At 41.2% G+C, this 22,200-nt stretch carries 19 protein-coding genes and 1 pseudogene; 10 read left to right on the top strand and 10 right to left on the bottom strand.

Features of this window, described 5'->3' with window-relative positions:
• Positions 1–51: 51 nt before the first annotated feature.
• Positions 52–1,023: pseudogene (locus tag PI95_RS26225) on the bottom strand (ADP-ribosylglycohydrolase family protein).
• 593 nt (positions 1,024–1,616) lie between these two features.
• Between PI95_RS26225 and PI95_RS26220 the strand changes: the two are divergent.
• Entirely contained in the window at positions 1,617–2,153 is a 537-nt protein-coding gene (locus PI95_RS26220; protein WP_039748133.1) for a putative outer membrane beta-barrel protein, read from the top strand.
• Between the two features lie 290 nt (positions 2,154–2,443).
• Positions 2,444–4,474, top strand: a complete 2,031-nt coding sequence (sir, locus tag PI95_RS26215) for a sulfite reductase, ferredoxin dependent (RefSeq protein WP_039748136.1) — start codon at positions 2,444–2,446, stop codon at positions 4,472–4,474.
• A gap of 49 nt (positions 4,475–4,523) precedes the next feature.
• Here the strand turns inward: sir and PI95_RS26210 are convergent, their stop codons facing one another.
• From PI95_RS26210 to PI95_RS26200, 3 genes are read right to left on the bottom strand one after another with little or no spacing between them, the layout of a single operon-like run.
• Positions 4,524–4,883 (bottom strand): hypothetical protein, encoded by a 360-nt coding sequence (locus PI95_RS26210; protein ID WP_163519212.1) that lies wholly within the window; start codon positions 4,881–4,883, stop codon positions 4,524–4,526.
• A 57-nt stretch (positions 4,884–4,940) separates the two neighbouring features.
• Positions 4,941–5,468, bottom strand: a complete 528-nt coding sequence (locus PI95_RS26205) for an ABC transporter substrate-binding protein (protein ID WP_039748139.1) — start codon at positions 5,466–5,468, stop codon at positions 4,941–4,943.
• Between the two features lie 7 nt (positions 5,469–5,475).
• Positions 5,476–5,724 carry a hypothetical protein gene (locus tag PI95_RS26200; protein WP_163519211.1) on the bottom strand — a complete coding sequence of 83 codons (249 nt, stop codon included), beginning with the start codon at positions 5,722–5,724 and terminating at the stop codon, positions 5,476–5,478.
• 375 nt (positions 5,725–6,099) lie between these two features.
• On the opposite strand from PI95_RS26200, the gene PI95_RS26195 reads away from it, so the two are divergent.
• Positions 6,100–7,503 (top strand): hypothetical protein, encoded by a 1,404-nt coding sequence (locus PI95_RS26195; protein WP_039748140.1) that lies wholly within the window; start codon positions 6,100–6,102, stop codon positions 7,501–7,503.
• Between the two features lie 305 nt (positions 7,504–7,808).
• Here PI95_RS26195 and PI95_RS26190 read toward each other — a convergent pair whose 3' ends face one another.
• The 6 genes from PI95_RS26190 to PI95_RS26165 all read right to left on the bottom strand — a co-directional run bounded on the left by PI95_RS26190 (position 7,809) and on the right by PI95_RS26165 (position 17,926).
• Positions 7,809–8,948, bottom strand: coding sequence for a response regulator (locus tag PI95_RS26190; protein WP_039748142.1), 1,140 nt, complete (start codon positions 8,946–8,948; stop codon positions 7,809–7,811).
• Positions 8,949–9,477: 529 nt separating this feature from the next.
• Entirely contained in the window at positions 9,478–10,566 is a 1,089-nt protein-coding gene (locus tag PI95_RS26185) for a chemotaxis protein CheW (RefSeq protein ID WP_039748144.1), read from the bottom strand.
• Between the two features lie 8 nt (positions 10,567–10,574).
• Positions 10,575–11,426: a CheR family methyltransferase gene (locus PI95_RS26180; RefSeq protein WP_039748145.1), complete on the bottom strand. Its 852-nt coding sequence runs from the start codon at positions 11,424–11,426 to the stop codon at positions 10,575–10,577.
• 14 nt (positions 11,427–11,440) lie between these two features.
• The gene (gene cheB / locus PI95_RS26175) at positions 11,441–12,499 is read right to left on the bottom strand and encodes a chemotaxis-specific protein-glutamate methyltransferase CheB (RefSeq protein ID WP_039748146.1); all 1,059 of its coding nucleotides are present in this window, start codon (positions 12,497–12,499) and stop codon (positions 11,441–11,443) included.
• A 213-nt stretch (positions 12,500–12,712) separates the two neighbouring features.
• Entirely contained in the window at positions 12,713–15,964 is a 3,252-nt protein-coding gene (locus tag PI95_RS26170) for an Hpt domain-containing protein (protein WP_163519210.1), read from the bottom strand.
• A 108-nt stretch (positions 15,965–16,072) separates the two neighbouring features.
• The gene (locus tag PI95_RS26165; protein WP_236117200.1) at positions 16,073–17,926 is read right to left on the bottom strand and encodes a methyl-accepting chemotaxis protein; all 1,854 of its coding nucleotides are present in this window, start codon (positions 17,924–17,926) and stop codon (positions 16,073–16,075) included.
• A gap of 477 nt (positions 17,927–18,403) precedes the next feature.
• Between PI95_RS26165 and PI95_RS26160 the strand changes: the two genes are divergently transcribed.
• The 7 genes from PI95_RS26160 (at position 18,404) to PI95_RS26135 (ending at position 22,148) form a co-directional block, all read left to right on the top strand.
• Complete coding sequence (locus PI95_RS26160) at positions 18,404–18,607, top strand: hypothetical protein (protein WP_163519209.1); 204 nt, start codon at positions 18,404–18,406, stop codon at positions 18,605–18,607.
• 28 nt (positions 18,608–18,635) lie between these two features.
• Positions 18,636–19,367: a 16S rRNA (uracil(1498)-N(3))-methyltransferase gene (locus tag PI95_RS26155; RefSeq protein ID WP_039748147.1), complete on the top strand. Its 732-nt coding sequence runs from the start codon at positions 18,636–18,638 to the stop codon at positions 19,365–19,367.
• Positions 19,368–19,549: 182 nt separating this feature from the next.
• Positions 19,550–19,672 (top strand): hypothetical protein, encoded by a 123-nt coding sequence (locus PI95_RS36980; protein ID WP_268896826.1) that lies wholly within the window; start codon positions 19,550–19,552, stop codon positions 19,670–19,672.
• Positions 19,673–19,832: 160 nt separating this feature from the next.
• Positions 19,833–20,195: a hypothetical protein gene (locus tag PI95_RS26150; protein ID WP_039748149.1), complete on the top strand. Its 363-nt coding sequence runs from the start codon at positions 19,833–19,835 to the stop codon at positions 20,193–20,195.
• Positions 20,192–20,608 carry an HNH endonuclease gene (locus PI95_RS26145; protein ID WP_039748150.1) on the top strand — a complete coding sequence of 139 codons (417 nt, stop codon included), beginning with the start codon at positions 20,192–20,194 and terminating at the stop codon, positions 20,606–20,608. Before PI95_RS26150 ends, PI95_RS26145 begins: the two co-directional genes overlap by 4 nt.
• Positions 20,609–20,930: 322 nt before the next feature.
• Positions 20,931–22,004, top strand: a complete 1,074-nt coding sequence (locus PI95_RS26140) for a tetratricopeptide repeat protein (protein ID WP_039748154.1) — start codon at positions 20,931–20,933, stop codon at positions 22,002–22,004.
• A 6-nt stretch (positions 22,005–22,010) separates the two neighbouring features.
• On the top strand, positions 22,011–22,148 hold the full coding sequence (locus PI95_RS26135) for a hypothetical protein (protein WP_163519208.1): 138 nt from the start codon (positions 22,011–22,013) through the stop codon (positions 22,146–22,148).
• Positions 22,149–22,200: the final 52 nt, after the last annotated feature.

Genomic DNA, 22,200 nt, shown 5'->3' with positions numbered 1-22,200 from the left:
AGACGTTCCACATGCTTCGTCTCTACTTTGCGCGTTCCACATGCTTCGTCTCTACTTTGCGTAAACACACCGCAACAAACGTTCTGCTAAATTAATAATGTCCTGTTTTCGGGCAATTTGCGAAATCCATTCTGAGGGAATATTTTCCACCCCATAGTAAATTCCCGCCAACCCACCAGTAACAGCGGCAGTAGTATCAGTATCTCCCCCTAAATTTACCGCTTTGAGTACCGCCTCGGCGTAGTTAGAAGTATTTAATAAACACCAAAGCGACGCTTCTAAAGTATCAATTACATAGCCGCTAGAACGAATGTCTTCGAGTGGTAACTTGTCAATTTCGCCGCTGAATACTCTGGAAAAATGGGGTATTTCCAAAGCGTATTCAGATGTAGAGTAAAAGGAGCGAATGTTTTCTAAACCTTGTAAATAAGCTGCTTGCGGATCAACTCCTTGCAAAAGACAAACTGCGATACTGATATATATACCGCAGGCGATTTGCGATCTGCGCTTCGCAGCAGCGCTTCGCTATCGCATATGGGCATGGGTAATACAAGAAACTTGGTGTACCCGCGAAATCAATTCTGCAAAAGTTAAGCTTTTGTGACAATAAGCCATAGGTAAGATTCTCATCAAAGAACCATTACCATTACTATTTTCCGTCTTTCCTCCAGCTTCCAAGGGTGGAGTTCCTTGTTTATAGTTGGCGATCGCTAAAAATGTGGTGTTACCAACGTCAAATACTTCACCACGAGCAGTCCAGTACGATTCATGATACCAACGCGAGAATGAATTAGCGATCGCATCGAGCGAAAAATCGTTACAAAGACATTCTGCCAAACAAAACGTCAATGAACTATCATCAGACCATGTGCCAGCTGGTACATCCCAAGTTCCATAACCCTGCATCGATGTTACTGGCGATTTAATTCGTTCAGCACGGCTAGTAAATTCTACTGGGACTCCTAAAGCATCACCGATACACAAACCCATCAAACCAGACAACGTTTTTGTAGTAGTTAGCATTATTTACTCGCTGGGATAATTTTCAACAATCAACTTCATATCCGCACTTGATAGCATCGCCTAAACAGTAAAACCATTGTAGGGTGCGTTAGCGAGAGCGTAACGCACCGAAACCCATATTTTTGGTGCGTTAGGACGCTTGTCCTAACGCACCCTACTGGCGTGGTTAGTAGGGTGCGTTATAACGAAGTTTAACGCACCATTAATGGTACTTAGTGCCGTAATGAATGGCGGTAACACACCGCGTGAGAGTGGTTTTATATTTAATTCAACCCACCTACTTAAGTCCTAATTATTTCTAAATTTATAAATTACACCGTTAGTAAAGGCTGTTTTTTTGACTTAAGTAGACAAACTTTTATTTCTCAAGTTTGTACCAGTTAAAAAACTGTCTACTTGTGTGACAAAATGCCGGATGTAAAGAAAAATCTCCGTAATGATAACAGCTTATTAATATTTGTGGGTAATTGTCTTCTCAGTGACGTGCATTAATAGTGACAAGTTATTCATAAAAAAATTGAAATTTTCTGGAACTTTTTTCATTGAATCTCGACCTAGAGTTTAAATGCAACACCTACAAATTCGGTGACATTATGAAGCGCTTTATCAAGTCTTTTGTGACAATTTCTGCATTGTCTTCTTTAGTAGTTGCTCCTATTTTTCTTTCTGCCGGTCAAGCTTCTGCTCAAACCAAAAATGGTACTGACGCCAGCTATGTTGGTGCTGGTGTGGCAGTTGGCACTACCAACGGTGGACAAAATGGCGATGCGGCAACATTTGGTGGTAATCTTACAGGTCGCTTGAAATTAGGAGATACTCCATTTTCAGCACGCGGTAATGTTCTTTGGAGCGACCAAACAACTGCTATTATCCCCCAAGTTTCCGCTGATGTGGGTATTGCTAAAAACACCAACGCCTTTTTAGGTGTTGGCTACTCTTTTGTGGAAGCAAACGGTAAACCAAGTCCCCTCGGTAACAAAGATGGCGTAGCTGTAACTGCTGGGTTAGAATCTGAAGTTACTAAAAATTTCTTGCTCTACAGTAATGCTACTTTAGGAATTGATGCCTACAAAAATAGCCCTGCTTCTGCTCTGAGCATCCAAACTGGTGTCGGTGTTCGCTTCAAGTAAAATGTAATCTACCGTCAGCCTCCTCACACAAGACTCTTATAACTTTTAGCGCTACCCTTTGGTTTAAATCGTAGCTTCAAACAATTTCTAGAAGCGACTCATAACCATATAAAATATTGCTGGGTTTGTTAAGTGTTGCATCACTGATAAACCCAGCTTTTGCCATGTTAAAATGTAAAATATTCCTCTTGATTCCGACCGGATTACCGGGGATCGATAGCCGAATAAGTGCTAAGAACTAGCTGCTTCGGCGTAAAATAATGCCTTATTGAGAACACTATACAACTCTAATGGTTAAATCTGCTCCTGCCCCTACCGCCAACCGTAAACCTTCTAAAGTTGAAGGTCTGAAAGAACATAGTAATTTTTTACGCGAACCTGTTGCCAGCGAACTACTTCAGGACACTACTCACTTTAGCGAAGATGCGGTACAAATCCTCAAGTTTCACGGATCTTACCAGCAGGATAACCGCGACAATCGCATCAAGGGACAGGAAAAAGATTACCAGTTTATGCTGCGAACCACCTGTCCGGGTGGCTTTATTCCGCCGCAATTGTATCTGACTATAGACAAGCTCGCCGATGATTATGGCAACCATACAATGCGAGTAACTACCCGTCAAGGGTTTCAGTTACACGGGATTTTGAAAAAAAATCTCAAAGCGGCGATCGCTGGTATGGTCAAAAGTATGGGTTCGACTTTATCCGCTTGCGGTGATGTCAATCGTAACGTTATGGCTTGCCCAGCACCATTCAAAAATCGCCCAGAATATCAGTATGCCTGGGAATATGCTAAGAATATCTCTGACTTGCTCAAACCGCAAACCGGCGCTTATTACGATATTTGGCTGGATGGAGAAAAAATAATTAGTGCCGAAGAAAAGCCAGAAGTCAAGGCAGCACGACAAAATAATAGTAAGTCGATTGTTGAAGATAGCTTAGAACCAATTTACGGCAATCTCTACATGCCGCGCAAATTCAAAGTTTGCGTGACGGTTCCGGGAGACAATTCGATTGATTTGTATAGCCAAGACCTCACCTTGGTGGTAATAACCGATGATAAGGGTGAATTAGAAGGCTTTAACGTCTTTGCTGGTGGTGGTTTAGGAAGAACGCACAACAAAGAAGAAACCTTCGCACGAATGGCTGACCCGATTTGCTATGTAACGAAAGATGACGTTTACGAGATAGTTAAAGCGGTTGTCGCTACTCAAAGAGATTATGGCGATCGCACTGACCGGCGTCACGCTAGACTAAAATATCTCATCCACGATTGGGGGGTTGAAAAATTCAAGTCAAAGGTTGCAGAATACTTTGGCAAATCACTTACACCCTTTAAAGAACTGCCAGAGTGGAAATATGAAGACTTCCTCGGCTGGCACGAACAAGGCGATGGTAAGCTGTTTTTAGGCGTTTCCATCGAAAATGGTCGCATCAAAGATGAAGGTTCTCTGCAACTCAAAACCGCACTACGAGAAATTGTTGAGCAATTAAACTTGCCCATCCGTTTGACACCGCATCACAACGCGATTCTCTTCGATATTGAACCTGAGAAAAAACAAGTTATTGAAGAGATTCTACAGCGTTACGGTGTTGTCACAGACCCTGGTAAAATAGATTCGTTGGTGCGTTACGCGATGGCTTGCCCTGCGATGCCGACTTGCGGCTTGGCAATCACCGAATCTGAACGAGCAATACCGGGGATTTTAGAAAGAATTCGCTCGTCATTAGATAAAGTGGGTTTACAAAATGAACATTTTGTGGTAAGGATGACAGGTTGCCCGAACGGTTGCGCTCGTCCTTACATGGCAGAATTGGGTTTAGTGGGTAGCGCTCCAGAAAGTTATCAAGTATGGCTGGGAGGTTCGCCGGCTCAAACTAGATTGGCGTTACCTTATATGGAAAGGCTACACCATAATGACATAGAAACGCAGCTAGAGCCGATTTTTGTGTTCTTTAAGCAGTCAAAGCAAACTGGGGAAAGCTTTGGTGATTTTTGCGATCGCGTTGGGTTTGATGCGATTCGGGAGTTTGCTGCGAATTATGAATCTGAAGTTGTTGGGGAGCCAGAAATCACAGATGATAGCGATGGTTTGGTGGAAACAATGGCAGATTCTACAACTGGTGCGGTGGTAGAAGAAAGTGGAGGGAAAGAGGTAGCGATCGCTAATACTACGATTGCCAGCAGTAAAAGTCGGCATCGAGTCAGCGTTCAAGATGATATGTACGTCAAGCTGAAAGCAGCTGCTACCAGTCAAGGTAAACCAATGAGTGAGTTGGTGAACAAAGCGCTAGAAGCTTACTTTGAGAATCAAGCGTAAGCCAGATCGCGCTTTATTTTCCCCTCTTTGCTTGCAGAGAGGGGGCTATTTACTTTTGTGTTTTTAAACGCACCAGGTAGCTGAGGTAAGCGCAGAGTAACGCAAAGTCTTTGTTAGAAATGATGAAAGTTGCTGCAAATAATTTTTTCCTCACGCAAAGGAAGCAGCGAAAAGTCGAGCCAGTCGCTTGGGCGGGTTTCCCGACCCCAAAGGGGTCAACGAGATTCCCATCGACGCAAGGCGCCAAGACGGGAACTCGTTGACTTGGGCGAACTGGCGTTGAGCGGAGGTTTCCTCCGTTCCCCGTTCGCGGAGCGTCTCCGAAGGAGAAGGGGTTGCCGTAGCCGCGTGCCTCTCGTTCGCGCAAGCGTCTCCCTTTGGGAGAAGAGAAGGCATCAGACCTTTTCAAGAGAGAGTCGCAAAGAAGAAAAGAAAGAATTGGAGGAGGACTAATTTTCATCCACTTTTACAAAATCACCGTTAAGACTTTAACCAGGACTGGTTCTTGTTTACGCTCACCGTCTATAAACTTTAGTCCATTTCCTGAACTTTCATCAGGTGAAAGGTTAATAGATGGGAGTTTTTCAAGTACACTTTGTCGAGACGGATTGTCAGACAAAGACATAGCTTTAATAAAAGCCTGAGTCGCATCATAACTAATAGCGGTTTCCCAGCTAATTGGATCTTCCCATCTGTTCCTAGCTTCCTTTGCAAATGTGTTGGAGTTTGATTTGGCATCAAACCAAGGAACCACAAAAACTAAGCCTTCAATAGCATCTTTACCTTGTTGCAAAATGTATGAGCTATAAAGACTTGCTCCTCCCAACAGCCGTAGCTTTTTTGGCAACTTTACTTGGTATTTTTGTTGGGCACTAGCAAATTTAATCAGTTTATACTTTGCCTCATATGTTGGGAAAAAGACAGCTGCATCAGCTTGATCCTGAATTGCACTGAGAAAGACTTCAGCAGATGCATCCAGTGGAAGATCTGCCAATCTTTTATTAACCCGTACAACTTTTCCACATATCCCTAACTCTATCGCCGCGTCTTGCTTTGTCGTGCCAATCTCGCAGCATATTACAAAAGTTGTTAGCAATTGCCGACTGTTCAAAAACCAAATCTAGATAATTTAGGGCTACGCTAGCTAGCGCTTCCACGAAGTGGTACGGTAAGCTTTCCTGCCGTTGCCGTAGGGTACGCGCTTCGCACTTTCTCAACTTCAACAAAATCATGCAGCTAGACCTGTCCATACAAAGGACGTGGACATCAACCCCAACCTCGATGCTTGCTTCTTAGTTAATAACTCGGCGATCGCATTTCCATACGATAAAAAATTTATAAGTACCCGCAACAGCTTTATGCATGTTCCGATTTTTCATTCAAGTTTAGCTGTTATTCAAATCAATGAAGGCGGTATAAATATTTAATTACCAACTGCTTGAGCGAGATATTGTGATTTAATAAAAGCGCCAAATCAAAAGTTAAAGAAATATTCTTAATGCCAGTTATAGGTGCGTCAGTTTAGAAAAATGGTTCATGTTAATTTTTTTATTAACAGTAATATAAATACTCAATGTATAGGGTATGTTATTCGACAATAATTCTAATTTGGTGGACTTCTCCAAATGAGTAATACATCAGCGGTGCAAAAAGTCAAGAGGAGTAGCTTACTTGGTAAAGCTAATTTAAGAGTTACGAAGAAACAGATTTTATTTAGTAGTCTCGTTGTATTTCTTGGTTTGATTAGTGTGGGAGCTTTCTGGTTTACTTCCAGGTATAGATTTGACAATCAAATGTCGGTAAAACTACAAGAAATCTCTAATACTGAGTATCCCGAAAATCCCGCTTCATTAGCCAAAAGTTTCCAAAGATATTCTAGCAGAAAGTTAACAGTTGTCAAAAGAGATAATACTCACTTCGATTTTGTACTGGAGCCGACTAACAAAAAAACAGCAAAGATAGTTGTAAAAAATGTTGATCTGACACTCTTAGTACCGAAAGCACCTGAATGGGTTAAAAAAGATAAAGGTTTAGAAGTAATCGCCTTAACCGACAGAGAGTGGAACAGACAACAGATTAGTTTTCCTGCTAATTCAAAACATATAGAAATTAGCGGAGGAGATGGTTTTGAAAAGCAAAATCTCACTGAGATTGCTTTAGCTAATAACTGCTTAAATGCAGGATATTGGGAAATTTTGCTTTTTACTAAAGAGGATAGTAATAAATCCCTTTACTATCAAAGCTGGTTTACCTTCCCGATGGGACTCTACAAAAATGTCTTTGAAAATATCAATAAGATGTCTTATTGGAAGCATTGGTGGAGATTAGAACATTGGCAAGATCCGAGCGGGACACTAGTAAGAACTGATTTGCTGAGAAAAGTAATTGATCAAAAAGAAATTGCTACTAAGTTTCTGCCCGATGAAAGAATAATTGTATCGGGAGAGCAAGCAAGAAAAGTTAGAACTACACTTGCGACAAATCTGACAACTTGGAGAGATTTTTACAATAATGAAAATGAAATAAAATTTGCAACTTTCCGTCCTCCAGGATTTTACGATTCTAAAAAACCTTGGGGAAATGAATACTGGAGAATAGGCAAATTTCAAAAAGCGATTTTGAGGAACATTAAGCCTGTAGGTGTTGAGCAGAATTTACAAGAAATTGAGTTGTTATTCAGCGATACAAAGACTGGTGAAACAAATAAATTATTCATCAGCGGTGTCAATTTAAAGCAACTTCCAAAGTTGGCAGTAACAGACTATTCCAAGGGTTTGTATATGCCTTTGGGAATTGGAATACCTCCTTTTTATCAAAGCTACGAAGAATTAGAAAAGAATCATCCAGATAAAAGCCCCTACTTCAGTCTTTTGCTAGATTCAAAAGATAAGTGGATAGATCATCACCACTTAGCACTTGATGGGTCAGCTATCCATCTTGATAAAGATAACCCCAATCTCCTGCATATTTACTTGCTGTCCTACGAAAGGAATACTTTAATTGCTCATTTCTCAATCAATTTGCAATGAGTGAATTAGGAGTCATCTGGGGACTACTGTGTAGGGTGTTTATCAAGAAAAACAAAGACAGAAAAGGCAGAAAAATTTGAGATTAGCATCTGAAACTAATCATCAAATTCCAAGAAAGTAAAACTTGAAAAAGCCGCATAACAGAGAAATTGTTACATTTTCCTTTGTTATCCGGCTTTTTGTTAACCAACTTTAGTAGCAATGAGCGCACGCGAATTCAAGTATTGTAGGGGCAATTCATGAATTGCCCCTACGTAAATTCAAGTGGTGACGACATGAGTACGTAAGTCCTATTTAGATAACTTTCATTGCCCAAGATATTTTTGAACAATATATAGCAATTCTTGCGGTTGTGGAGGCTTGCCTAAAAACTCACTTGCACCAACTAGGCTAGCATGGGCGCGATCGATTGGCGTATTTTGACCTGTTAGGATAATAATCGGCGTGTCCTTAAAAACGGGAGTGTCTCGCAAAAATTTACAGATACTATAGCCATCAGCATTTGGCAGAAGCAAGTCTAACAAAATTAGATCGGGCTTGTGTTCGATGAGTTGGGAGAACCCTCGCATCGGCTCTGGAATACTCAACATTTTATACCCGGCTGGTATCAAGATTTTTTTTAAAGTGTGAGCCAACACGGGACTATCGTCAATACAGGCGATTAAAGGTTGTTTCTGGTCAAATTTGGGACGCTGGGTTTTGAATTCGGGGAGTGTTGGTGCAACTGTCTGTTTGACAGTCGGTACTTGTAAATCTGGAATGTTTTGGAATTCCAGCATACCCTTCTTAACCCAAGGAATTAAGGACAGAGTTACCTCTGTCACCGATTTTTCTTGTTCTAAAGCAATATCCCATAAGGTGAACTGGCTGTTGAGATACTTCTGGAAAATTGGCAGCGCTTGAGGGTCTACTCCTGGCTTCAAAACTAAAGCAAGGGTCGGGCTGATGTCACCTAAACCACCAGCTTGCCATCTTTGCTGCATGTTCGTTGCTTTGTTAACAATTGACAGAATTTCCCAGGAAGACAAGGGTATGACCGCCATAGAGAGATGCCATATATGTTTTTGGCTGGGTTTCCAGTCGATCCTCAAGTCTGCGTAGCTATTTAGCTCAAAAAAACATTCTTGGACAATATTACGAATCACTAACTTAGCTTGGATAGCGCTCAGTTGCCTTTGACTGATGCCTTGAGCGAGAATCTGACATTCCCAAGGCAGGTCTTTCGACAACTCAGAGGAGTCAACACCCCAATTCCAGTTAGGGCAATGCTGCTTTAAGGCTCTGTCCCAACGCCTTACAGGATGCACTTCACTTGTGGCATAGAGCAATTTACCACAGGTAAGATAAAGATTCCAAACGACTGTATGGTTACTTAAAATTAGCACTCCATCACTATCATCTTTACTCAGGTTGTCTAATTCTTTAGTCAGCCTTGTTAGTGTCATTTCTAATAAATTAATAAATTACCGCCTTTATCAATAAAGAAAAATACTCACCCTGATTTGGTATTTATGCATGTCAAGCTTAGAGCTTAAGAAAATAACAGCTATTTGGCTGATTGACTGCTCCAAACTAAGTGAATATATTCCAAATCATTATGCCGTAGGTTAGACCATAGTTAACTAAACCAAAGTCTAAAACTTCGCAATTAATGAAATTTTACAGTTAATTTAAAAAACTTAACTCTGATTCAGTAAGTGGCTCAAATTAAATATAAAACCTCACCCTCAATCCCTCTCCTTAAGAAGGAGAGGGAAGCCGCAGGCAGGGTGAGGTTTTATCTTATATTTAATTGTGCCTCCCTACTTATTTAAAGTTAGGAAAAGTGGCTCAAATTAAATATAAAACCTCACCCTCAATCCCTCTCCTTCTTAAGGAGGGGAAGCCGCAGGCAGGGTGAGGTTTTATCTTATATTTAATTGTGCCTCCCTACTTATTTAAAGTTAGGAAAAGCGGTATTATAATTACAACGAATCAAATTACCTCATCAACGATTAAACCACCGTTAAGGAAGATTTTTGGCAAATCCAGAATGCTCATTATTTTTTCATGATAAAGAACTGCCCCTTGAAGGTATTCATTATTAACTGAATTGATAGCAGTCGGCACTGTTCTTATCTCTCGTGGGTTCAGGGAGAACATCACATCGCAAACTTCTTCTACCATTAAACCAGCAACTATACCCTCAACCTCCACAACCATTGCCTTAGAATTATTAGCTATACCCATCAACGGTAAATTCAACAATCCGCAAATATCAATTAAGGTGAGAATCTCACCTCGCAAATTCATGTTACCGATGATATGCGCTTTCACACAGGGAATAGGAGTTACTTGGCGGATATCGGTAAATTCTCGTACCATTTCTAAATCAATGCCAAAAAAATTACCATTTAAAGTAAATACTGCTAAGGTGATAAAAGTCTTTAAATCCTGACTTTCTGATGGAAGTCTTAGATTATCAGCTTGTTTGGGAAAAGTTGTTTCTTCCCAAGTTGCATTTGGGCAAAATACAGGCTGTTGACTCAATAACAATTCAGAAGCATTGGCAGGAAATTTGTCTGCATTATGGTTAGAAATAATTTTTTTTTCTAATAAGTTTTTAAAAGACAAAATCTGTTGTATCTCTACATAGTTAAACCAATTATCTGGATTGCTCAATATGAAAATATTTCCCGAAATAGTAGCAACATCAGGAATAATTTTTCTTTGTTCAACTACCGCAAATTCTTGCTGATAATCAAGCTCAGTAGTAATTTCCTGTGGAGATATATTTATGACTTCATAGATTTGATTAACAATGATACCCAGTCGGAATTCTTGCCATTTTAAAATTACTAGACTATCTGTAAAACGATAGTCTAGTGATTGATAGTCCAAGGTGAAATTAAAATCCATGACTGGCACAATATTCCCCCGGAGATTAACAATCCCAACGATTTTATATGGGTTTTCTGGGATGGGTGTTAACTCTGGTAGAGAAAAAACTTCTTCGACGTAAACTAGGCTGATGCCGTAAAAATAGTTATTTAAGCTAAAGGTGAGATAGGAATGTTCTTTCATTTTGTTTATCAAACGCTTTTTTTAATATAAACTAGTGATTCGGGAAATAATTTGGTCTCAAAGTGGCTTAAATCCTGACCACAAAGTTCTGTATGACCTGCGATCAGATATCCTGATGGTTGGAGGATATGGTTAAATTTATCTAATACTTTTGCAATGGCTGATGCTTCAAAGTAAATGAAAACATTACGGCAAATAATTAAGTCAATATCTCTCATTTCATTGTGTTCATGGAAAGCATCTTTGACTAAATTTATATATTTAAATTTTACCATTTGCTGAATTTGCATATCAAGATAATATTGATTGTTAAAGTGCAAAAAATATCGCTGCATTATTTCTGGATCAATGCTCCTCAATGACCAAGGTGTGTAAATTCCTTGTTTTGCTTTTTTCAGTGCTTCTTGATTGATGTCTACACCCAAAATCATCAAGTTCCATTGCTCTGGATTGGGAATGAGTTCTTTAAGGACAATAGCGAGAGATAATGGTTCTTCTCCACTTGAGCATCCTGCACTACAAATGCGGAGAGTTTTCTTATTTTGTTGACGTTCAATCAGTTCTGGAAGAATGCGATCGCGTAAAAGATTAAACTGCTCTTTATCTCGAAAAAAATAACTTTCCAGATTAGTCAGCAATAAAACAAGTCTGTGCCATTCTTGATAGCTTTGTATCGTACTATATCCTAAGAGTTGATAGTACTCTTCTGGAAATAATATATTGATAGCTTTCATCCTGAAAAATATTTTTTCGCTTAAATCTGCTTGGTCTCGCTCTCTAATCTCTAATCCGGTTTGCTGGGCAATTAACTTAACAAAAGCCTCTGTTAACTCTACACTTAAAAATTCTGCTTTTGACATATCCTCTCCACATCTCAATAAGTCTGTTGCAACAGAGCTAGTAGCTTTGGTGCGATCGCTTCAATTGGTAATATATGTTTTGCCGCTCCTAAATTGATCGCTTCTTTAGGCATTCCAAACACCACAGAAGTGGCTTCATCTTGCGCGATAGTAAAACCACCAGCTTGAGCGATCGCCTGCATTCCATCCGCTCCATCTCTACCCATTCCAGTTAACAATATTCCCACTGTTGCGTTGCCATAGAACTTGGCTACAGACTCAAATGAAACTGTTACAGAAGGGCGATGTCCTGCCACTGGTGGTGAATCAGAGCAAATAAATCGACCCCAAGCATCCAATTTTAAATGCAGCTGTTCAGCTGGGAAATAAATCTTCCCTGGTTTTGGCGTATCCCCAAGTTGAGCAATTTGAATTGTCAACCGGCAACTACTTGCTAACCAATCGATTAATCCCTGTAAAAAACCGAAACAAATGTGTTGCACGCAAATTACTGGCACAGGAAAATCCGCTGGTAGCTGAGTGAAAAGTTCTTTCAAGGCTTGGGGACCACCTGTAGATGCACCAATAACTACTATTTTTGGCTTGATGTAGGACTTAGAAGCGAAAGCAGAAAAATTGTCAGCCTCTAAATTTTTTACTTGCAAGGGGGACTTTCGCTTTTTTCTAAATACTTTTACCCCAGACAAGATTTTAATCTTATTAATCAACTCCTGCTTAAACAACTCATTATTTGTTGCCAGTCCTGCGGTTGGCTTAGGAAAAATCTCCACCGCTCCTGCTTCTAAAAGCTCAAAAACATGTTTAGCATCGTCTTCCTGCACCGAAACACTAATCACTAAAATCGGTCGCGGATAAAGTGCCATGACTTGAAATGTAAATTCCAAACCATCCATCTGAGGCATATGAAGGTCTGTACAAATGACATCTGGCTCAACTTTGGGAATCAGTGTCAAAGCTTCTAAACCAGTACGAGCTTCTCCCACTACTTCAATCTCCGGTGATGAGTCCAGAATTCTTTTCAAAATTACTAGAGCAATCCGTGAATCTTCAACTAACAGAACTCGAATAGGCATTAGTAGTGGTTAGGAGTTAGGAGTTAGGAGTTAGGAGTTTGGAGTTAGGAGTTAGGAGTTTGGAGTTTGGAGTTAGGAGTTTGGAGTTAGGAGTTTGGAGTTAGTGGTTAGTGGTTAGCGATCAAACAACTATCAACTATCAACTATCAACTATCAACCATCAACCATCAACCATCAACTATCAACCATCAACTATCAACCATCAACTATCAACTAAACAAGTCTTCCTAATATTTCTAATAAAATATCTTGATTAAAATTACTTTTCATGATATAGGCATTAGCTCCGGCTTCAGATCCCCTTGCGATGTCCTCATCGGAAGCAAGGGTTGTTACTAGAATTATCGGCAATGCTTTATATTCTTCATGCTGACGAATTTTGATAGTGAGTGACAAGCCATCTAAATTGGGCATTTCCACGTCAGATATGACTGCATCAAAGTCACGGGTTTTTAGTTTGTTATAACCATCTAATCCATCCACGGCGATCGCCACTTCATATCCAGCTTTTTCCAAAAGCCGTTTTTCTTGGGTGCGAACGGGGATAGAATCTTCTACTAGGAGAATGACACGCTTCCTGAGAATTGTTTTCCTTGGTTTGATAGAGACTAGAGATGTATTTTGCTGCTGCAATGATTTGAGTAAATCTGGGGGGTTAAGAATCATGCAAACTTCCCCGGAGCCGAGAATAGTTGCTCCCATGACATTACGCACCCGTTTCAATAACTGACTCTGAGGTTTGATTACTATCTCTTGAGTATGCATCATGCGATCGACAAACAAACCGAATTGTTCTTCTCCCACCTTCAGCAGGATACAAGAACGCAGACGGCTATTTTGTTGTTCTTTTGCGGCATAAGCATAAGCAGGATTTGAGAATTCCAGCAAATCAGCTAGATTTGCAACACAAACAGCTTGACCGTCCAAGTCAATAGTTGCTCGATCTTCAGTAATATAAATTTGCTCTTGAGAGATAAGTAAAGTCTTTTGCACAAACTCAATTGGTAGAGCATGGACAATACCTTCAACTTCTAACAGTACTACATTGGTGATTCCCAAGGTTGTGTTTAGCTGGATGCGGAAGGTGCATCCTTGTCCGGGGGTTGATTCTATCTGAATATTACCTTGCAGCCGTTCGACGTTGGTGCGTACTACATCCAACCCGATACCTCTGCCAGAAATTTCTGTAATAAAAGTCTGGGTTGAGAAGCCAGAAGCCAAGATTAGGGGATAAATCTGGCTTGGAGTCATAATTGCCAGTTCTTCTGGGCTGTAGAGTCCACGCTTGACGGCGGTTTGTTTTATCTTTTCGATGTCTAGCCCTCGCCCATCGTCTGCCAGTTCAATTACGATGTTAGTGGGGGTTCGGTAGCCCCGAAGCCAAATAGTGGCGACGGGAGGTTTGCCGAGTTTTTCTCGTTCTGCGGGAGTCTCGATGCCATGATCGATCGCGTTGCGAACCATGTGCATCAAGGAATCTTTGATTTCTTCGAGGATGCGTTTGTCAGCGGTTGTTTCTCCTCCTTCAATAATTAATTCCACTTGTTTTGATTGTTGTCTGGCTAAATCTCTGACTATGCGCGGAAGCAACTGAAACACGCTGGATAGAGGTTGAAGCCGTAGGGTATAAATTTTTTCTCTTAATTCCTCAACGATAATGTCTAGTTTAGTGCTGTTTTCCTGAGTTGAAGTTCTCAAAGAGTTGATCGTTTTTTCTAGGCGTTCTGCATAGGGATTATTATTTAAGGATGAAGAATCAAGGTATTTTTCTTGGCTATAAACAGCTTTCCACTCTGACCACATGGTTGCCATTGCCTCAATTTCAGCGGCAGCGTGGGCTATGGCGGTTTTGGTAAATGTTAGTTCCTCAGCCTGTGACATTAAAGCATCGAAATGGCGAGTTTGAACGCGAATTGTGTCGATGTGGTAGGGTTGACCAATTTCAGCCTTGTCAAGCTGAGTTGCTGTTTTGACAGGAATTTCCGTAGGAAGTGGTAGGGACTTGTGAATAGTTGGTGCAGAAACTGCTTGCATCAACTGGTTAAGTATTTCGGATGTATCAATTCCACTCGGTTGACCAGTAATGGCTTCGTATACTAAAAGACCGATCGCATCTAATCCTTGATAAAGGCGATCGCTCACATCTAAGCTAAAAATAATCTCGCCTGCTTTGATACTTAAGAAAATCTCTTCAATTTGATGGGTAAGGGTAATTACACTTTCTACCCCAACGCTTCTGGAGTCACCTTTAAGGCTGTGAGCTTCCCGCAACAGCTGTTCCAAAATAGCTTCGTCTGATGGGTGCTTTTCTAGCTGTAGCAAACCATCTACCAGTTTTTGCAAATATTCTTCGCTGGCAATTTGATAAATATCTCGCAGTTCTTTGTCTTGTATAAAAGTTGGTGCAAGTTGGGTAGCATTGCTGTTGATTTCTGCTACCGATACTTCGAGGGTTTGTACCTGTTGTTCTGGTTCAACTGCATCTGAAGAAGGCTGTGGTTGTGGCTCCAAAACCACTTGCATCAAATCAAGTACTTGTTGGGTATCAACCCCACTCGATTCACCGGTTACAGCTTCATATATCAATAGACCGATCGCATCTAATCCTCGATAAAGGCGATCGCACACATTTTCAGTAAAAATAATCTCTTGCCGTTTGATGCTTAAGATAATCTTTTCAACTTCATGGGTGAGGGTGACTATACTTTCTACCCCGACGCTTCGGGAATCTCCTTTAAGGCTGTGGACTTCCCGTCGCAACATTTCCAGGGTAGCTTCGTCCTGCGGATGCTTTTGTAGATATTGCAAACCATCTGCCAGTTTGTCTAAATGTTCTTCGCTAGCAACTTGATAAATATCCCGCAGTTCTTCATCTTCTATAAAGATTAATCCGGGTTGGGGAGCATTGCGGTTAATTTGTGCTATAGGGGCGGTTGTGGTAAATTGATTGCCTTGCTCAAGTAGTATTTGCGGGTCTTGTTCTTCTGGAGCGATTTCAACTAAAGACAGCGGCGTCGCGGGCAGATTCCCCAGATTAGTTGCAACAACAAAAGCAACTTCCGTGTCAGTGCCGTGTAGTTTTGACTCCAAAAATACTTGCATCAACTCATCAAGTACTTGTTGGGTATCAACTCCAGTCGATTCACCAGTAACGGCTTCGTGTACCAAAAGACCAATTGCATCTAATGCTTGAGTCAGGCGATCGCTCACATCTGGGCTGAAAATAATCTCTTGACGTTTAATGCTTAAAAGAATCTCTTCAACTTGATGGGTGAGGATAACTACATTTTCTACCCCGACAATTCTCGAGTCTCCTTTGAGGCTGTGAGCTTCTCGCCGCATGCGTTCCAAGGTAACTTTGTCTAATGGGTGCTGTCTTAAGTGCAGCAAACCTGCTTCCAGTTTCTGCAAACATTCTTCGCCAGAAATTTTATACAGATTCCGGAGTTCTTCGTCTTCTATCATTTTTAAGTAATACTACAGAAATAAGGCAGTATATATTTCTAGAATCCATTTTCCTGCTAAATCAAACTATTAGAATAATTTTGGGCAGGGCAGAAATAAGGAAGGACACTACACCATCTGCTTGAGAGTCCGAGCAGCTTTGTTAAGTTGCTCGGTGCCCGATCTGGTTTGACTGATGCCAGTGGCGGTTTCTTTTGCCCCTTTGTTGATGTTATTCATCGCTTCGACGACTTGTTGAATGGCATCTAATTGCTGCTTCAGATTCAGCGATATTTGTTGATTGTTGAAAACCATGTGGTTGACGGCTTTCGCTACCCCTGCGAAGGCTTGATCTGTATTTTGAGCGATTTGCACCCCCGTTTTTACTGTCTTCGTGCCTTCCTCTGTCACCATCACAGTGGAATTAATCGCTTTTTGGATATTAGAAACCACAAGATTAATTTTTTCGGCAGATTTTTGACTTTGGTCGGACAATCTGCGAATCTCATTCGCAACCACGGCAAAGCCTTTACCATATTCTCCAGCGCGGACAGCTTCAACTGATGAATTAAGTGCCAACATATTAGTTTGGTTTGCCAAGTCAGAAACAATCTGGGAAATGCTGCCAATTTGACTGGCTTGCTCGGAAAGATGTACAATCTGTTCGGCGATCGCTCCCACTTTTTTTTCCAAGGTGAACATCCCTTCGAGGGTTTCTCCCACTGCTTGGGTGCCTTTCTTTGCAAGCGCTAGGGCTTGCTGTGCAGCGACTGCGGCAGCTTTGGCTTGTTCAGATGACTGTCGGCAAGAAGCTTTGAGTTCATCCATAGTGGTGGTGGTTTCATTCACTGAAGCAGCTTGCTGATTAGCTACACGTTCTTGCTGTTCTATGGTAGAGAAAGTTTGCAAGCTAGAGGCGGATATTCCATTAATCAGTTGCTTAATCAGATTTACCAGTTGCCGTGCCCGATAAATTCCCAGTGGCAGCACCACAGCCAGAGAAACAAGAATAATTAGGATGGCGACGATTTTAAATGAGTTAATGGTAGCAAAAACGCTACTTTTTGGGACTTTAGAGATAGCTACCAAGAATTCCGGCTGCTTTGGACTGGGATCAACTTTATGGTAGCTGAAGAGATAGTCTCCGTTGTCAATAAATCCCTGTTCGTTACTCAAGATTTGCTTGGCAACTTCTTGCGAATAATCTTTTTCTAATTTTTCATTATTGCGGAACTCAAACCCCCACTCCTTTTTGGGGTTGGGATGGGAGATGTAGTAGCCTTGTTGATTGACCAGAAAGTTCTCTTTGCCTTTATATTTATTTTTATCGTCAGCCTGTTGATTATCCTCTTTAAAAGCTTTTATAAATTGGTTGGCAAATACATTGGCGATCGCAATTCCTCTATTTTGACCAGTTGAGTCAAAAATTGGTGTAGCGTATCGAATCACTGGTTTAAAAGGTCGTTCGATTTGACCGCGTTCCTGGTTCAGATCCACGGGTGAGACATAGACACTGCCAACAGGCAACTTCATCGTGTCGCTAAAATATCGTCTATCTGCTTTGTTTTGCAGCTCGGCTTTGGGGATAACTTTGATGTTAGTGCCATCAGAATCAACTCGCACCAATTCGTTGCCCTGTTCGTCTAAGTACCGCAACTGCATATAATGGGGCTTCTGCTCCATCATGGCACTAAAGGTAGTCTGCAACTGCTCAATCCAGGCATCGTAGGAGGAGTTACCTTGTGGGTCTACTTTCCCACCGACTCTAGCTCTGATAATGCCTTGAATCGGAGGAATTTTGCTCAAGAATAAAACATCATCACTAACACCATCTAAAAATGCATTGATATTTTTGGCTTCTTTAGCTGACTCAGCCTTTAGTTGCTGTTTAGCGACTTCCGATAAGGTGGTAGTGGAAGAAGAAATATTATACAATCCCACGATAGAGACGGGAATTATGGTGCTTAAAAGCAGCAAAAGCATGATTTGATTTTGAAGTCTGAGTTGATTCGGAAATTTTCGGAAAAATTGTTTAAGCATCAGTGGTGAGTTATAACTAGAGAATTCCTCAAGAAAATCCATCCCTCTTTAAAAGATGGGATCGCAGGTGGGTAAATCAGGATTATTCAATATCTCCCTCATGTACACACTCACTTGCTAAGTAAATATACGTTTAAAAGTAAATATACATAAGGCAAGTCTTTGACCCAAAATCCCTACCATAAATATCTGGTAGGCATTGGTAAACTATCTAATTAGTAAAACCTAATTAGATATTTAAGGCAAAAAGCACCCTAAAAATCGTTTAGCCACCTTGAGAACACTGAGTTTAAGGCGGCGTTTTTGAGGCAAGCAAACACCAGGCTTTTTCCGCCCAAGTGTCCTTTGGAACTGTCAGCACCCGAAACTGTTTAGTAGACTTCGCCGATCATACATCAATCTGAGTGGGATAAAGCACCAGTGCAACCGGTTGTATTGCAAAAATTTTTTGAGGGGATGAAAACCGACCCAGGCGTTCCCGCTTCTCAATCGCAAAGACGCACTCGCGTTCGGGTTGCCGTAGGCATCGCTCTTTTCATGCCAATCACACAATTAACACGATCTGCGACTAATCTAAACAAAGCACGATCAGCCGAATGGCGATCGGTGGCTGTGTGTCACTAACCTCATTTTCAACCGTGCGTAAAATCACATGGCTCAACTGCAAAGAATCGCGATAACTTCGTTAAGCTCCGCTAACGCACTTTCGCAACTTCAACAAAATCAAATTCTGCTGACACCGCAACAGCAACATTACTTAAATCGCGTATTACGATTGCAAAAAGGCGATCGCTTTATTGCAATGGATGGTATGGGTAAATGCTGGTTAGCGCAGTTAGAAGGTGAAGAAGCGCAGATTTTAGAATTACTCTCAGTAGAAACCGAACTACCTATATCAATTACACTGATGATAGCCTTGCCCAAAGGCAATGGATTTGATGAAGTCGTGCGCTGCTGTACTGAATTAGGTGTAGCGTGTATAGCTCCAATAATGAGCGATCGCACTTTACTCAACCCCAGTCCGCAAAAACTCGAACGCTGGCGCAGAATTGCATCTGAAGCAGCCGAACAATCAGAGCGTTCTTTTGTCCCAACAATATTAGAACCTATTTCCTTTGACGCTGCTTTATCGTCATTTGCAACACAGCAGAAGTATATTTGTGAGGGACGCGGCAACTACCCCCATTTAAAAAATTGCCTGCACAACCAAGGAGAAATGTCAATAGTTATTGCCACCGGTCCAGAAGGGGGATGGACAGAAAAAGAAATTGACAACGCCATCAAAGCCGGATTTCAACCAGTTTCCCTTGGTCGTCGCATTCTCAGAGCAGTTACGGCTCCAATTGTCGCATTATCCCTAATTTCCGCAGCATGTGAAGTATAGTAGTAAGCGCTCTTCGCGCTATATCAGCAATGCTGACTCTATAGGATCGGGCGATCGCACTTTGTTTGAGCTAATAAATGTTGGGTTTCGTCTTCGGACAGGATGATTAGAGTTCCGAAATAGCAATTGTTGTCTCAAAAGCTATTTTGGCGACTCCCTAAATAGCAATTGTAGTATCCAAAATGGCAATTGTAGCATCCGAAATAGCTTTTGCTGTCTCAAAAGCTATTTTGGCGACTCGCGAAATAGCAAATGGGTTCGGTGAAATAGCAATTGTAGTATCGAAAATGGCAATTGTAGCATGAAAAATGGCAATTGTAGTATCCGAAATAGCTTTTGTTGTCTCAAAAGCTATTTTTGCGACTCTACAAGGGTTTTGGTTGACGCATATTTAATTTTTCCAGAGGTCTAATATTCTTTCAGCTAAAATCGAGAGAGTGTATTTTAGTGGTAACAGCCAAGTCTATGGAAGTTACATTTGACTTACCTGATGAAGTTGTCACTCAACTTCAACCCTTTGCAGACAAGCTACCTCAAATCGTAGAGTTGGGTTTACGAGAACTAAATGCGATCGCCCAGGAAGGGTTTTCAGGTATGGCTGAAGTCTTAGAATTTCTAGCAAGCCTCCCCACTGCTGAAGCCATTATTGCCCTACGTCCCTCTGAATCCCTGCAAGCTCAAATTAACATTCTGCTAGAAAAAAATCGGACGGTGGGTTTAACCGCAGCAGAAGAACAGCAATGGCAAGGTTATCAATACTTAGAGCATATTGTGAGAATGGCTAAGGCTAGAGCCTTCTTTCAGCTTCAAGAAGCTCGCGCAGAATGAGCAAAACCTATATTCCTGTAGCTCTACGAAGACAGGTTTATGAACGGGCAAAAGGTTGCTGTGAGTATTGTCTTATTCCTGATGTGGCTACTTTCGCATCTCACGAGATTGACCATATCATTGCCGAAAAACATGGTGGACGGACTGAATCAGAAAATTTAGCCTTATCTTGTACTCTTTGCAACAAGCACAAAGGCAGCGATCTGGCTTCTGTTGATCCAGAAACGGAAAAAATCGTACCCTTATACCATCCTCGCCAAGACCTGTGGCATGAACATTTTCGCCTGAGTGGGTCTGAATTTTTACCTTTAAGCTCCATAGGTCGGGTTACGATTCGGTTATTGCAGTTAAATCGTCGTGACAGAGTTGATGAGCGTCAGCTTTTGTTACAGGCTGGAATAATTGAGCTATAGAGTTGGGCATAGTCAAGCGATCGCCGAAATGGATCGCTAGTAATTATCCGTTGTTCTTTTTGCAAGGCTTTTTTAATGGGACTTAGACAAAAAACACGGACAAAATAGTCTCAAATGTATATATAGAGGTTGATTGATATATCTGGGTTTCAGGCGTTTTTGGGCACAAGAGTGTATTTCCCTTGCCCCGTATGGTTTTGATGCTTGTTTCTTCCTCAAAAATGTTTAAGTCCCGCTAGTAGTATCTCTTACAGAGATGACAATTCTTTAAAGTGGACAATAATTATTTAATGGATAGATTTTAAAATTAACGCCTTAAATCATGCTAGATCAAGTTGCGATCGCCTTTGACTCTAAAGACTATCACACCGCCGCCAAATTACTCAAACAGCTATTAAAAGAATCTCCCGATAATCCTTGGGTGCAATTTTATGTAGGACGTCTCCATGAAGTGGAAAGAAAGCATCAAGATGCCGAAAAAGTTTATCGGCAACTGCTGCGAACTACAACTAACGCCAAAATAATTAGCCTAGCGCGTCAGGGTTTACAGCGACTACAAGAAATTGAGCAAGAAGAAAGACAAAGAGCGATTTTTCAAGCAACATCTGACCCCAACAACACCGATATCGGCATCTTAATTTTAGAACCTATAAGCAACGAGCTGAAAACCGCAGCCGCTCAAAAATTTGCCAAAATCATGCAGCTAGACTCTTACACCGCGAGACTAATGCTACCAAGTCGTGGCTGGCGGCTTTATCGAACTGGAGCCATAGGAGAATTAAAATTTTATGGTGAGCAACTACGCAAAGCTGAAATTCCTTGCTTTTGGGCAAGAATAGCTGACATTCAAAAAATTCAAGTTTTTCAAGTCAAGCATTTTCAAGAATCTACCACAAAAGCCACTGTTGTTTGTCGCAATCAACTTAATACACTCGGTTCCCTAACCTTTGATTGGTCAGAAGTCAAAGCCACAGTAGTCGGACTTTTGCCCATTTTTGAGGAAGTTGTAGATTTGAACGCACGACGCAAACTCGAACGCAAAACCCAAACCCAAGACTATGCCCAATTTTGTGATTTACACTTACCTGGTAGAAGTTGTATTTTACGACTTTATGACAACGGCTATGAATTCCACCAAGGTGTAGAAATCACTCCCCAAATTAGCCAAAGTATCATCAGAATCAATTGGAATAGTTTACTAAACTGGATCAAGCAGCAACTACCTACAGTAAAGCTTTGGTCAGATTTTACGCCTTTTGGAGAGACAGTATTAGATCAAACAGAAATGCTGGGTCAAATTCAGTCTCACATTCACCTATTTCGTAGGGAAAAGACTAATTGGGACCCAGCATTTCATTTATATAGCGGACTAATATTTGTTAAGGGGAATGGGTAATGGGGAATGGGGACAAGGGGACAAGGGGAGGACACTTCCGTGCGGGGGTGGAGGAGTGAGGAACGTGTCCGTGGACAAGGGGACAAGGGGAAAGGGGGCAGGGGTTCCAAAAAATCAGACAAAACCGGACAGCCATATAGCTGAAATAGTCGTGGAGTTTTGAGGATCTTTAATACAAGGCTGTCCGGTTTTGTCC

The organism is Hassallia byssoidea VB512170, assembly GCF_000817785.2.
Lineage (GTDB): Bacteria > Cyanobacteriota > Cyanobacteriia > Cyanobacteriales > Nostocaceae > Hassallia > Hassallia carrinoi.
This window is presented reverse-complemented; position numbering and strand designations above follow the sequence as displayed.

What these genes read in the sequence shown, in the direction of transcription:
- PI95_RS26220 (WP_039748133.1), top strand. Translation starts at nt 1,617, where the DNA reads ATGAAGCGCTTTATCAAGTCTTTTGTGACAATTTCTGCATTGTCTTCT.
- sir (WP_039748136.1), top strand. Translation starts at nt 2,444, where the DNA reads ATGGTTAAATCTGCTCCTGCCCCTACCGCCAACCGTAAACCTTCTAAA.
- PI95_RS26200 (WP_163519211.1), bottom strand. Translation starts at nt 5,724, where the DNA reads ATGGACAGGTCTAGCTGCATGATTTTGTTGAAGTTGAGAAAGTGCGAA.
- PI95_RS26195 (WP_039748140.1), top strand. Translation starts at nt 6,100, where the DNA reads ATGAGTAATACATCAGCGGTGCAAAAAGTCAAGAGGAGTAGCTTACTT.
- PI95_RS26190 (WP_039748142.1), bottom strand. Translation starts at nt 8,948, where the DNA reads ATGACACTAACAAGGCTGACTAAAGAATTAGACAACCTGAGTAAAGAT.
- PI95_RS26185 (WP_039748144.1), bottom strand. Translation starts at nt 10,566, where the DNA reads ATGAAAGAACATTCCTATCTCACCTTTAGCTTAAATAACTATTTTTAC.
- PI95_RS26180 (WP_039748145.1), bottom strand. Translation starts at nt 11,426, where the DNA reads ATGTCAAAAGCAGAATTTTTAAGTGTAGAGTTAACAGAGGCTTTTGTT.
- cheB (WP_039748146.1), bottom strand. Translation starts at nt 12,499, where the DNA reads ATGCCTATTCGAGTTCTGTTAGTTGAAGATTCACGGATTGCTCTAGTA.
- PI95_RS26170 (WP_163519210.1), bottom strand. Translation starts at nt 15,964, where the DNA reads ATGATAGAAGACGAAGAACTCCGGAATCTGTATAAAATTTCTGGCGAA.
- PI95_RS26165 (WP_236117200.1), bottom strand. Translation starts at nt 17,926, where the DNA reads ATGCTTTTGCTGCTTTTAAGCACCATAATTCCCGTCTCTATCGTGGGA.
- PI95_RS26155 (WP_039748147.1), top strand. Translation starts at nt 18,636, where the DNA reads ATGGCTCAACTGCAAAGAATCGCGATAACTTCGTTAAGCTCCGCTAAC.
- PI95_RS36980 (WP_268896826.1), top strand. Translation starts at nt 19,550, where the DNA reads ATGGCAATTGTAGCATCCGAAATAGCTTTTGCTGTCTCAAAAGCTATT.
- PI95_RS26150 (WP_039748149.1), top strand. Translation starts at nt 19,833, where the DNA reads ATGGAAGTTACATTTGACTTACCTGATGAAGTTGTCACTCAACTTCAA.
- PI95_RS26145 (WP_039748150.1), top strand. Translation starts at nt 20,192, where the DNA reads ATGAGCAAAACCTATATTCCTGTAGCTCTACGAAGACAGGTTTATGAA.
- PI95_RS26140 (WP_039748154.1), top strand. Translation starts at nt 20,931, where the DNA reads ATGCTAGATCAAGTTGCGATCGCCTTTGACTCTAAAGACTATCACACC.
- PI95_RS26135 (WP_163519208.1), top strand. Translation starts at nt 22,011, where the DNA reads ATGGGGACAAGGGGACAAGGGGAGGACACTTCCGTGCGGGGGTGGAGG.